Source organism: Streptococcus sp. ELY_137, assembly GCF_058314515.1.
Window position 1 is genome coordinate 186,821 of sequence record NZ_JBZFUL010000004.1, and the last position, 12,678, is coordinate 199,498.

Annotated in this window: 11 protein-coding genes and 1 pseudogene; 9 read left to right on the forward strand and 3 right to left on the reverse strand. The window is 38.9% G+C overall.

The annotated features are described in order from the left end of the window. Positions 1-158: 158 nt before the first annotated feature. A complete protein-coding gene (locus AC4HAO_RS04945) occupies positions 159-1,247 on the reverse strand; it encodes a hypothetical protein (RefSeq protein WP_491092799.1) in 1,089 nt (362 codons plus the stop codon). 173 nt (positions 1,248-1,420) lie between these two features. Between AC4HAO_RS04945 and nusG the strand changes: the two genes are divergently transcribed. After that, entirely contained in the window at positions 1,421-1,963 is a 543-nt protein-coding gene (gene nusG, locus AC4HAO_RS04950) for a transcription termination/antitermination protein NusG (RefSeq protein WP_447452959.1), read from the forward strand. Positions 1,964-2,473: 510 nt separating this feature from the next. Here nusG and AC4HAO_RS04955 read toward each other — a convergent pair. Continuing rightward, positions 2,474-3,658: a class I SAM-dependent methyltransferase gene (locus AC4HAO_RS04955; RefSeq protein ID WP_491134752.1), complete on the reverse strand. Its 1,185-nt coding sequence runs from the start codon at positions 3,656-3,658 to the stop codon at positions 2,474-2,476. A 272-nt stretch (positions 3,659-3,930) separates the two neighbouring features. On the opposite strand from AC4HAO_RS04955, the gene AC4HAO_RS04960 reads away from it, so the two are divergent. The 8 genes from AC4HAO_RS04960 to celB all read left to right on the forward strand — a co-directional run bounded on the left by AC4HAO_RS04960 (position 3,931) and on the right by celB (position 12,275). Then, a complete protein-coding gene (locus tag AC4HAO_RS04960; protein WP_491134753.1) occupies positions 3,931-5,415 on the forward strand; it encodes a prolyl oligopeptidase family serine peptidase in 1,485 nt (494 codons plus the stop codon). 221 nt (positions 5,416-5,636) lie between these two features. Then, positions 5,637-7,070: a 6-phospho-beta-glucosidase gene (locus AC4HAO_RS04965; RefSeq protein ID WP_491092802.1), complete on the forward strand. Its 1,434-nt coding sequence runs from the start codon at positions 5,637-5,639 to the stop codon at positions 7,068-7,070. An 80-nt stretch (positions 7,071-7,150) separates the two neighbouring features. Then, positions 7,151-7,486: a hypothetical protein gene (locus AC4HAO_RS04970; protein WP_491092803.1), complete on the forward strand. Its 336-nt coding sequence runs from the start codon at positions 7,151-7,153 to the stop codon at positions 7,484-7,486. Between the two features lie 205 nt (positions 7,487-7,691). Beyond that, on the forward strand, positions 7,692-8,009 hold the full coding sequence (locus AC4HAO_RS04975) for a PTS cellobiose transporter subunit IIB (protein WP_447452954.1): 318 nt from the start codon (positions 7,692-7,694) through the stop codon (positions 8,007-8,009). Positions 8,010-8,032: 23 nt separating this feature from the next. After that, entirely contained in the window at positions 8,033-10,018 is a 1,986-nt protein-coding gene (locus AC4HAO_RS04980; protein WP_491134754.1) for a BglG family transcription antiterminator, read from the forward strand. A gap of 4 nt (positions 10,019-10,022) precedes the next feature. Then, positions 10,023-10,343, forward strand: a complete 321-nt coding sequence (locus tag AC4HAO_RS04985; protein WP_491134755.1) for a PTS cellobiose transporter subunit IIA — start codon at positions 10,023-10,025, stop codon at positions 10,341-10,343. Positions 10,344-10,394: 51 nt separating this feature from the next. Then, on the forward strand, positions 10,395-10,907 hold the full coding sequence (locus AC4HAO_RS04990) for a hypothetical protein (protein ID WP_491134756.1): 513 nt from the start codon (positions 10,395-10,397) through the stop codon (positions 10,905-10,907). A gap of 15 nt (positions 10,908-10,922) precedes the next feature. Beyond that, entirely contained in the window at positions 10,923-12,275 is a 1,353-nt protein-coding gene (celB, locus tag AC4HAO_RS04995; protein WP_491134757.1) for a PTS cellobiose transporter subunit IIC, read from the forward strand. Between the two features lie 291 nt (positions 12,276-12,566). On the opposite strand, the pseudogene AC4HAO_RS05000 reads toward celB, so the two are convergent. Beyond that, positions 12,567-12,678: pseudogene (locus AC4HAO_RS05000) on the reverse strand (IS30 family transposase); the annotation flags it as partial.

Consider the following 12,678-nt stretch of genomic DNA (forward strand, 5'->3'; position numbering starts at 1 on the left):
TTTTGGAAGGGGGAGATAGCGGTAAAAGCTAAGTCCCCGTTTTAAGCTGAACACCAAAAAGGCCCTATAATTCCTCGTCAAGAATTATAGGGCCTCGAAGATCAGCGAGGAGAAAGCAAATTATCTTCGTTGTTTAAACACATAATAGAAGGGGGGGATTATCCGGCTTGGAATTCGCCCCCGCCGCGATAGTCACTGTCATCACTGTATTCCTCATCATCACCGTAGTACTCATCTAAAAGGTCGTGATAGGCTTCATATCCATTTTTAGCCTTGTTTTTAGCTTTCTTAGCTTCTTGCTTAGTCATGGATTTGTAGGTTTCCTTAAAGTAAGGTTCACCATGTTCAAAATAAACAATGGTTAGTTGATTGTCATTGATAAAATATTTTGCTTTCCAATCATCGAGTTGGAGTGGTTCATCTGGATCAGCCAGATAATAGTTATAGAATTTACTATCCTCAATACGAGTCTCAATGCGATGCTCCTTGGTTTTAACATTTAAAGTCAAAGCTGGGTCAGCCAAAGAGGCAGTGGCATACACATCATCTGGTAACTCATCCTGTAGCGCTGGCGGGAATGTTATATAGTTATAGGATACTAAGTTACCATTTTTGCTGGACAAAAAGGTATTAATCTTTAATCCTTTAGTATCTTCTTTATACTTACTATCAACGATCCTAGAATTCTGCGAAAAAGTATCCCAACCACCATCATCGTAGTAAGCTGTTTCAACTAATTCCCAGTCCCCTTCGATATTCTTTTGTGCTGCCTTTTCCTGGCCTCGGAATCCTAGAATTCCCAAGGTAAGCAAAAGTATAGCAATAATTACCATAATACTGATGTTAAGCCAAATTGGCCAGCCTTTTTGACCCTCCTTATAAAAGAGGTTAGGGAACTGTTTAGGCTTTTGTGGTGCAGGCATGACTGGTTGTCCAAGAGAATTGAGTACAGCTGGATTGCTATTTTGTGAAACCGTCATATTATTTACGGGTGCTTGATCAGTCAGTTGAGGCGGCTGTTCCTGTTGCTGGTTTTCTTGGACTTGACTCGATTCTGGCTGGAGCTCACTGCCTTCAGGCTCTATTTGTGTTGGCTGTTCAGCAGGTGTATCAACTGTTTGCCCTGCCTGTTTAGGCTGATCCGGAATATACTCACCAGCTGCTTCTGCCTTTACATAGTCAGCTGCTTCTGGTTTTCTTCCGTTTACTAATTCAAAAAATTCAGCCCATTCTTTTTCATTCATCATAAAAATGGTCTCCTTAAAAATATTCTCCTAAAAGAGTTCGATAGCATTAGTATACCATGTTTTAAGAGATTTTAAAAATCCTATGAAAAAGTTTTCCGGCTATCCTAACTTGTGTTATAATAAGGAGGACATTAAGGCCTACCAAGGCTTTTTTATTATGAAAGGAAATTATTATGCTAGATTCATTTGATAAGGGCTGGTTTGTCCTGCAAACTTATTCAGGTTATGAAAATAAGGTTAAAGAAAATCTCTTGCAGCGAGCGCAGACTTACAACATGACGGAGAATATCCTGCGTGTTGAAATTCCGACCCAAACTGTTAACGTTGAAAAAAACGGTAAGGTCAAAGAAGTCGAGGAGAATCGTTTCCCGGGCTATGTCCTTGTGGAAATGGTTATGACGGATGACGCTTGGTTTGTCGTGCGTAATACTCCCAATGTTACTGGTTTCGTCGGTTCTCACGGAAACCGTTCAAAACCAACGCCTCTCCTAGAAGAAGAAATTCGAGCTATTCTGTTATCTATGGGACAAACAGTTGATGTTATCGATACCAATATCAAGGTCGGCGATGTGGTACAGATTATTGATGGAGCTTTCATGGGACAGGAAGGCCGAGTCATTGAAATCGAAAATAATAAGGCTAAAATTATGATTAGCATGTTCGGCTCCGAAACAGCTGCCGAGGTTGAACTTTATCAAATTGCAGAGTTAAATTAAGGTGCTAAGGGCGTTAAAAAAGACGTCTGGTTTTAGCCTAGGCTCAATTAAACTAAAGTACAAAGCCGTTAAACGTCTCGATGGCAAAATAGGCGAAGAAGTATAGGACTTCTAGTCATATTTTATCCTTTCCCGCAAGAGCCTAGACGTGTTCAGTTATTAAGATGTATATGGCAAAGTTATCAGTTACAAAAATAACAAATGTCTAAAAGGGAGTGGAATAAAAATCAGTATAGTTAGCTATCAAATTTATTGTTCTACCTTGGCAAAGATGATAAGGACTACCTATAAAAGATAAAAAGCTCCACCCCTCCCGGTACTTAACGGATAAAGCTCGAAGGAGCAGAACTTTTTCTCAGTCTAGTAATCTCCTTACCAAGTCCGCCGAAAGGGCATTGTCGGTTATCTCGTTTTCATATTACCACGAACCAAGCAAGCATTATTGTCTGAAAAGCGCTAAAATTAAAAAGCTGGGTCTAGGAAAACTCTTAGACTCAGCTTTTTGTCTGCTTATTTATACATATAGTCCCTAGTCATAGGCATGGTAGACTTGGTTTCTCCTTTTGATAGAAGGTATTGAACAACATCAATATTTCCTGCTTGGAAGGAACCGGCACAAGCCTGTAAATATAAATCCCACATTCTGATGAACCGCTCGTCGTGGAGTTTCCGCACCTCTGGCAGAGCCTTGTGGAAGTTCTCTGTCCACCTCTCAAGAGTCTTTTGATAGTGACGACGCAGGAATTCAATATCTGCTACTTGAAGTCCAGCATCAGAAATATGCTCCAAATTTTCAGTTAGCCGAGGAATGTAACCACCGGGAAAGATATACTTGTTAATCCAGCCATTGTAGCCATTGCCATGGTTTCCTCCAGCTTGGCCAGTAATCCCATGAATCAGTGCCAAACCGTCCTCTGTAAGGTAACGAGAAATGGTGTCAAAATACTGGCTTAAATTCTCTTTACCGACATGTTCAAACATGCCGACGCTAGTAATATAATCATAAGGTCCCTCTTTGATGTCGCGGTAGTCTTTAAGGATGACTTTTGCTCGATCCTCTAGGCCCTTTTCCTTGATGCGCTGATTGACATAGTTAGCTTGTTCTTCACTAAGTGTGATGCCTGCGACCTTCAAGCCGTATTCTTCACAGGCTGTTAACATGAGGGTACCCCAGCCACAGCCAATATCCAATAATGTTTTTCCAGGCTGCGGATTCAGTTTCTTAATAATGTGGTGGATTTTATTGATCTGAGCTTCTTCCAAACTATCATCTTCATGTTGGAAGTAAGCACAAGAATAGGTCGCTGTTTTATCAAGCCACAGACGATAAAAGTCATTCCCAATGTCATAATGACTTTGGACATCAGATTTACTATCACTTTTAGTATGAGATTGCTTGGGTAAGAAACGGGCAAATTTACTATTTTTCAAAAAACTATCAGAAGCACGATAGGCTGACACAATCAATTCCTGAATAGAACCCTCAATTTCAATATCGCCGTCCATGACAGCTTCTCCTAAAACGATTGAAGCGTTCTGGGTAAGATTAGCCACTGAGATTTTCTTATTAAATTTAATTTTGACCCGTGGATGTTCACCATTATAGACCTCAGTTTTACCATTAGGGTAGGTAACTTGCAGCGGAATATCAAATGAATTTTTTATGAGTTGCTTAACAATTAAGTTATCCATCATGAGACCAAAACCTCCAATTTTAATTTTGGTCCTATTATAGTCCCTAGAGAGCTGGCCTGTAAAAAAATTTGATTTATTATTGGACAAATCCGAAAAAGGTGTCTAATTTTGAGGAAATTGTGCGTCTTATCTGACTGATTGTTTGGTGTTGCAGCAGGCTTGTTTAATTAAAACGAAATCGCTTTCCTTACTGATACGGAAAAAGTCTAAATGGTCATTTGACATAGTCCTTCTTATAATAACTATAGGATATTTAATTAAGGAGGTGCAAGATGCGCAGGTCTTTAAAACTAGCTATTATTACTATCTTAGGGTTGGTTATTGTTGGATGCTCAGCGATCAGCAATACCACTAAACCAAGTATTAAAAAACTATCTATTGGTATTCAAGGGTATGAATTTGGGCCGGCAGTGCGAAAAGTAATCATTGAATTGAATACTCCTGTTAAATCAGTGGATGGTGCTAAGGTCACCGTGCAGACTGCTAAGGTTGATCGAACTGTAGATAATGTATACTTATCTGACAAGTTGGGTAAGGAGACTACTAAGAAGAGTAAATATATTACATTGGATCTCCATGTTGACTACTCAGATAAAACGTTCTCCGCTGTCGCTAGCCCATTTCACTATAACACAGAGACCTTTATGAATGAGTGGGCTTCTCACTATAATGTCATTGTTAAAGGTCTCAAAATTGGTGACAGTATCCTTTCTAAGAATGCTGATGCCATAAAAAATCGTGTAATACCCGAAGTTGATAAGTTTAATGTTAAAGATAAATTTACAGGCACTTATAAAAATTCTTTTACAAATAAAAAAGAAAAGTCTACCTTACATTATGCCGCTTATCAGCCTGAAAAGCTAAAAGGTCAAGATAAAAATCCCTTGATTATTTGGTTAAACGGTCAAGGAGAAGGTGGGACAGATACCAGTATTGAATTGCTTGGTAATGAAGTTACGGCCTTGATAGGTGATGATATTCAAAGGCAGTTCTCCGCTGGTAAGCAGAAAGGAGCCTATGTTCTTGCGGTTCAGTCCCCTACCTATTGGATGGATGAAGGCGATGGCACAAACGGTTCTGGTGCGGGTGTTTCTCGCTATACAGAAATACTGATGGATACTATTAAAGCGTATGTTAAGTCAAACCCCGATATCGATCCTAATCGCATTTATCTTTCAGGTTGTTCAAATGGCGGTTATATGACCATGAATATGGCTATCCATTATCCTGATTATTTTGCAGCCTTGGTACCAAGTGCCACAGCTTACTCTTACTATGATCTTGAGCGCAATGAAGACGGTACCTACAAGAAGGTTAAGGATAAGCAAACAGGACAAGAGGTTCCAGTGCAAAGAGAGGAACTTTGGTTTGATAGAGAAAAAGTAAATGCTATTAAAGATATTCCAATTTGGTTTATCCATGCAGCTAATGATACGACTGTCAACCCTCAAACCTACTCTCTCCCCATCTATAAAGCCTTGATTGGCGCTGGAGCCACCAATAAATGGTTCTCTTACTATGAATCAGTTTCTGGAACAGATATCAAAGGTGTAGACTATCTTGGTCACTGGTCATGGATTTATTACTTCAATAATCAAGTAACAGGTGTGCAAGATCCAGAGACTATCCGAAATGGCCAAGAAATATCTGGCTTTGAACCGAGCAATTCAACTTTCGGAGGAAGAAATAAAGCAGAAGTAGATGGACAAATTTACGACAATGTTTTCTCGTGGCTCAATGCGCAATCCAAAAATTAGTAATAATACTTTTCAGAACTGAGATCCTAAATAAGCAACACTTTAAAAGTTAACTGCCTTAGTTTAATTTTTAGGATTTTTCATAAAAATGTTTTCCGCATAATTACGGAAAAAAACTGTATGGCTATTTGAAATTTTTTCTCTTATAATCTAGGTGATATAAGAATATATATTTGCTCTAAAAATAGGGCAGACAAGTATCATAAGAAAAGGAGAATGTTATGTCTAAATTACCTGAAAATTTTCTCTGGGGGGGTGCGGTAGCGGCCCATCAACTGGAAGGCGGCTGGCAGGAAGGCGGTAAAGGGATTTCCGTTGCTGATGTCATGACAGCAGGCCGGCATGGTGTGGCGCGGGAAATCACAGACGGAGTCCTGCCGGGAAAATATTATCCTAACCATGAAGCAATTGACTTTTATCATCATTACAAGGAAGACATCAAACTTTTTGCGGAGATGGGTTTCAAGTGTTTCCGCACCTCTATTGCCTGGACCCGCATCTTTCCTAAGGGAGATGAGACTGAACCCAATGAAGCAGGCCTGCAGTTTTACGATAACCTTTTTGATGAATGTCTCAAATACGGTATCGAACCAGTCGTAACCCTATCTCACTTTGAATTGCCTTATCATCTTGTTACTGAATACGGTGGTTTTACTAATCGCAAGGTTATTGATTTCTTTGTCCGCTTTGCAGAAGTTTGTTTTCGTCGTTACAAAGACAAGGTCAAATACTGGATGACCTTCAATGAAATCAATAATCAAGCCAACTATCAAGAGGACTTTGCACCCTTTACCAATTCAGGAATTGTCTATAAAGAGGGTGATGACCGTGAGGCCATCATGTACAAGGCTGCCCACTATGAATTGGTAGCATCTGCGCGTGCGGTCAAAATTGGTCACGAGATTAATCCCGATTTGCAAATCGGCTGTATGATTGCCATGTGCCCAATCTATCCGGCGACTTGTAAACCATCTGACGTGCTGATGGCGCAAAAAGCTATGCAGAAACGCTATTATTTCACAGATGTCCACGTGCATGGCTATTATCCAGAACACATTATTAAATACTGGCAACGTAAAGGCATTGAAGTTGATGTGACAGAAGAAGATAAGGCTGACTTGCTGGCTGGTACAGTAGACTATATCGGCTTTAGCTACTACATGTCCTTTGCTATTGACAGCCACCGGCCAAACAATCCGCACTACGACTATCTGGAAACAGAAGACTTGGTCAAAAATAACTATGTCAAAGCCTCTGAATGGGATTGGCAAATTGACCCAGAAGGGCTGCGCTATGCGCTCAACTGGTTTACTGATATGTATCACCTACCGCTCTTTATCGTAGAAAATGGCTTTGGCGCTATCGACCAAGTGGCAGAAGATGGTATGGTGCATGATGACTACCGCATTGACTATCTGACAGCCCATATCAAGGAGATGATCAAGGCTGTCGATGAAGATGGTGTTGACCTCATGGGCTACACGCCTTGGGGCTGTATTGATCTTGTCTCTGCTGGAACAGGTGAAATGCGTAAACGCTATGGTTTCATTTATGTTGATAAGCATGATGATGGTACGGGAACTTACGCTCGTTCGCCGAAACTGTCCTTTGATTGGTACAAGAAAGTCATTGCTTCAAATGGAGAAAACTTATAGTCTGTTAGTCTCGTTGCTGAATCTAAGGCTAAAATCCATGTGAAAAGTCTTCTAAAAGTGGTTAGAGAAAGGTGATGTTTATGTGGAATAATATTTTGAATAGCTTATTGGCCATTGCTATACTAGTCCTAATATTTTACCTTATTTTGTGGGTAAGAAAAAGAATAACCACTCCGACCTATCAGGGGAAAAATGGCAAACCAGCTAGCACCTACTTCATTAGTTTTAAGGAAACTGATAAGCCAGATATTCGCCAAAATTCCAAACTGATGGATATTTTATCCATAAAGTATGAGACATCGGATGGTTTTGTAGTTGCCTCAACTATCAATGATGTTAAATTGCGGCAGTTAATCATGCAGGAATATCAGCTCAAGCTTAAAAACGTTATCATCACTTACCGGCAGGTTATTTAAGTGTTAGGAGCTATCTATAAAGGCAAGAGATCAGCTATAAGGGTTGGTCTCTTTTTTGTGCGGAAATTTTAGAGAGTTCTATTTTCATATTTTCCGTATCCATGGAGATTTTTTCCGTTGAGATACGGAAAAAGTAGCGATACACATCTTGAAAACGCTGTTATATAATAAAGTTAGAAATTAAATAATAAAGGAGTGCTATATTATGGCAAAACAAGCTTTGATTATCTGTGCAGGTGGCATGTCATCTTCAATGATTGCTAAAAAAACGATGACCATGCTGCAAGAGCAGGGTGAAGATATTGAAATGGATGCGGTAGGCGTACCAGAGGGTCAAAAACGTATTGAAGCAGATGATTATGATCTCTACTTGGTTAGTCCGCAGACGAAAATGAACTTTAAGCAGCTGGCTGATGCAGCTGCCAAGAAGAATAAACCTATCGTTCAGATTCCGCCGCAAGCCTACATTCCTATTCCAATGGGAATAGAGAAGATGGCTGCCTTGGTTAAAGAAAATATCTAAGTCTAATGAGGGGAGAGTGTCTGATGCTGAATAAACGTGAAAGACAAATTCTCCAGATTCTTATAAAGAACAAAGATCATTATACAACCAGTCAGGAATTGGCTGATCAGCTTGAGTGTTCAGATAGAACGATACGCACCTACTACAAATCCTTGGTGGATAAATTGTCCTCCTATCCTAAGTTAACGCTGATCTCAAAGCAGGGACACGGCTATAAACTTGTCATTTCCGATGATGAGCAGTTCTCTGATTTTTTGGAAGATTATCATCTGAATCTAGCCCAACTTCCTTATAAGGAAGTTTCTGATATCAATGATCGCTATAATTATTTGTTGAATAAGCTGCTTTTTGAACAGAATAAAATTTACTTTGATGATCTAGCAGATGAGCTCTATGTCAGTCGTTCAACGCTGTCTAGTGATTTCAGGAAAATTCGTGAAAAGTTTATTCCCTACCATTTAAAGATTGAAAGCAAACCTAATAAAGGGGTTTATATCACTGGTAGTGAACGCGATAAGAGACGCTTTATCATGGACTACTTTATCAGTTCAGGTTTCGTCAATACCCTGCATACTTATGTTGATAATGATTTGTTTAGCCAAAAAATTAGTTTTGAAGAACTAACCATTATTGTCTTGGACGAATGTCGAGAGGGGGAGTTAAAACTTTCCGATTATGTTATTCAAAACTTAGTTATTCACATTGCCTTAGCAATACGTCGGATTACGGAAGGATTTAAGATTAGTAAACTCACTGAGGCAGTTGATATAGCTGATCGGTATGAACGCAAGATTGCCCAGCGTATCCTTGATAGAATTAGTCTGGTAACCAGTATTGATTTTCCTAGCGAGGAAGTTGACTACATTACTCTGCATTTGGTAACGAAAAAGCAGGCTAATGCTAGTCATGTTGTGCAGGAGCAGGAAGATCGCATTCGTCAGGAGCTGCTAGCGGCTATTGAAACACTAAATCCCGCGGTGGAGAATGATTTTCAACTGATTGAGGGTTTGATGTCCCATCTCTCAACCATGCTGATACGCTTGGAAAACGAAGTGATTCTAGACAATCCGCTGACGGATGATATTGAGAAGAAATATCCAGATATGTATCAACTGGCTGAAAAGACCTTGTCGCTCATGCCGGCCTTCAGCCAGTTTTCTGTATCAAAAGACGAATTGGCTTACATCGCTCTTCATTTTATGGCAGCTAAAGAACGCTATAAAGAGCATAAAAAGTATAATATCCTCGTTATCTGTGCAACAGGTTATGGCAGTGCCCAAATGCTCAAAAGTCGTATTGAAAACGAATTGGGCAATGTCGTTCGCGTCGTTGATGTTATCGGATATTATGAAATCAGTGATCAAAAGCTGCGAGGTGTTGATTTTATTATCTCATCTATCGACCTGTCAACCCTGATTTTTAATATCCCTGTGTTTACAGTATCTGTATTTTTAGATGACGAGGAAATCAATCATATTAGGCAAGAAATTGCCAGTTTGCAGAAAAAGAAACGCCTTATTCGTTACACTGAGGAAGATACAGTTCCGCTAGAGCCGATTTTTGATGAGTTTTTTGCAAAAGAATACTTCCTTATTTTTGATAAAGCTGAAAAAAAGGAGGTACTTGCCCAGCTCATTCATAGTATTTCTGATTATGAAGGAAACCATTTTGAAAGTCGAATGCAGGAGATGGTTAAGCAAAGGGAGTTGATGAGTTCGGTTGTCTTCAGTGATAGTATTGCTGTCCCTCATCCACTGAAAGCGGTTGGAACAAAGCATCGTGTGGCTGTTGCCCTTGTTCGTCAAGGTTTAAGATGGAGTGATGACTATCCGGCTATCAAACTAATTTTTCTGATCTCAATGTCTGTCTATGAAAACGATGGATTGCCGATTATCGCAAACAGTATTGTTGACTTAGTGGATAAGTCCGAATTACAGTCTAAAATCTTAGCCTGCCAAACCTTTGAGGAATTTAAAGCGCTATTTTTACGATTAGGAGAAAGGAAATAAAGATATGAATACAGAAGAGCTACAGGTTGCTGCCTTTGAAATCATCCTTAATTCAGGGAACGCCCGGGCCATCGTTCATGAAGCTTTCGACGCTATGCGGCAAGGCGATTATGATCTAGCTCAAAAAAAATTAGACCAAGCCAATGAAGAATTTCTGAAAGCACATCAGTCACAGACAGATCTTTTGCAAGAGTATGCAGGAGGAACAGAAATTAAAGTAGAGATCATCATGGTGCATGCTCAAGATCACCTGATGACCACCATGACCCTGCGTGAAGTAGCACTTGAAATGCTTGAGTTGTATAAGAAGTTAGAACACAAGTAACGAAGAGGCTTATAACAATGCTAATAGTATCGTAAAAAGGAAGAAATAATTATGGTAAAGAATCTACACAGAAAAAGACAGCCAGATCCTCAATTAAAAAAAGAAATGGCTTGGAAGAATAACCTATTTACACGTTACATTTTATTTCGTTATTCCCTAGCCCTCTTCTTTTTTGCTAATCTTTACTGGGCACTAATTTTATTCTATAAGCCTAATTTATTTCTTATTTTACCCTCTTTAATGCTTGCCTTTCTAATAATGGCTAGTGTTGAGCAGTTTAGAATGTATGGAACACGGAAGGTTTATCTGAAATGGACCAAATTCAGTTTGCAGGCACAGGGAGCTGTTCAATTGTTTTTGTTGCCTATAGTCAGCATTTCTAAAAAGCTGCCTCCCTTATTACCGATTTTTGTCGATCAACCTCAGCTCCGCATTTTTTTACAGGTGATACAGATTTTAGGTTTCTTGATTATTCTCCATAATCTTAAACGAATCAGTCAGATCGCTGAGAATAAGGATAAATTTTACCAACGGTTTCAAAAAATGGAAAAATATATTTACTAATTGGGAGGAATTCTAATGAATGAACAAAAAGGATTATTTGGTTTCCTAGAGAAATACCTTATGGGACCAATGAGTATTATTGCTCAGTACCGGATAGTACGTGCGATTACAGCAGCAGGGGTAGCAGCTGTGCCCTTTACTATTGTTGGCTCGATGTTTCTAGTATTCAATGTTTTACCACAGTCATTTGATTTTTGGCCAGTCGTTAAAGATATTTTTGCAGCATCGTTTGATAAATTTTCCAGTCTGTACATGGTTGCTTATTATGCAACAATGGGGACACTATCTCTTTATTTCGTTTTAGTCATGGGCTACGAGTTAACGAAGATTTATGCGGACGAAGAAGAACTTAATCTCTCGCCGCTTAACGGCGCTTTACTGTCACTCTTTGCTTTTATCATGACAGTGCCACAGATTGTCTTTAAAAATGGTATGATGTCTGCTGTTACTAGTCTTAAAAAAGGTGCAATTGTTGTGGATGGTTGGGCTATCGCTGATGGCGTAACACGTTTTGGAACAACCGGTATTTTTACAGGAATTATTATGGCCACTATTACGGTGTTACTTTACCGTATGTGCATTAAACAAAACTGGGTTATTAAGATGCCAGAAGCTGTACCGGAAGGTGTATCTCGTGGTTTTACAGCCCTAATTCCTGGATTTGTTATTGCTTTTACAGTAATTATCATCAATGGTTTTTTTGTACTATTGGGAACAGATATTTTCCAAGTTATAGCTATTCCATTTAGTTTTGTAGCCAATTTAACAGATTCTTGGATTGGTATTATGATTATCTACCTTTTAACGCAAGCTCTTTGGAGTGTTGGTATTCATGGGGCCAATACTATCTTTGCTCCCTTTATCAATCCAATAGCACTTGCTAATATGGTTAGCAACGCCCAGCATGGAACACGCTATATTGTAGCAGGTGAATGGTCTAATATGTTTGTTATTGCTGGAGGTTCTGGTGCGACCTTAGGGCTTTGTATTTGGTTGGCAACCAGAGCTAAGTCACAGCAGCTAAGCGCTATCGGTAAAGCCTCTGTCGTTCCAGGGATCTTCAATATTAATGAACCTTTAATCTTTGGGATTCCAATTATCTATAATCCAAACTTGATTGTTCCATTTATAACAGCACCAATGGTCTCAGCTACTCTTTACTATTTTGCGATGAAACTTGATCTTATTAAGGCTGTATTTGCCAACGTTGCTTGGCCTACACCTGTTGGTATTGGAGCCTTTATTGGTACTGGTGACTGGAGAGCTGTTATTTTAGCAATAATATGTGCCATTGCTGCTTTCTTGGTTTATTATCCTTTTATTAAGGCTTATGACAGAAAACTCGTAAAAGAAGAGCAAGAAGCATAATAATCGTATATGATTTGGAGACAGGCAAGAATGCCTGTCTCTTTTTACATCAGCGTAGCAAAAAATTGAAAATATGCAAATATAAAAAAATATTTTTTCATATTTGCGACTTTCTAAAAATAGGGAAATTAAATGATAAGATAACTACTGTAAACTATTTAAATATTTTACGCATGTTCATTATACACAGTTAATAAACTTAAGCTAGCTATTTTTATCAATAATTTTTACAAAGGAGAAATATTATGGCTAATTTTGATAAATTGGAATCAGTATTTAAAACTTAAATTGTCAAATTAAGTTGGACAGTTTCACCTGACTCAGAAAAACATGATAAGGGGTTTGATAATTTAAAGATTTTCTAGGAATTCTATTTCTCTTATCAGCTATAGCTGATAAGGTG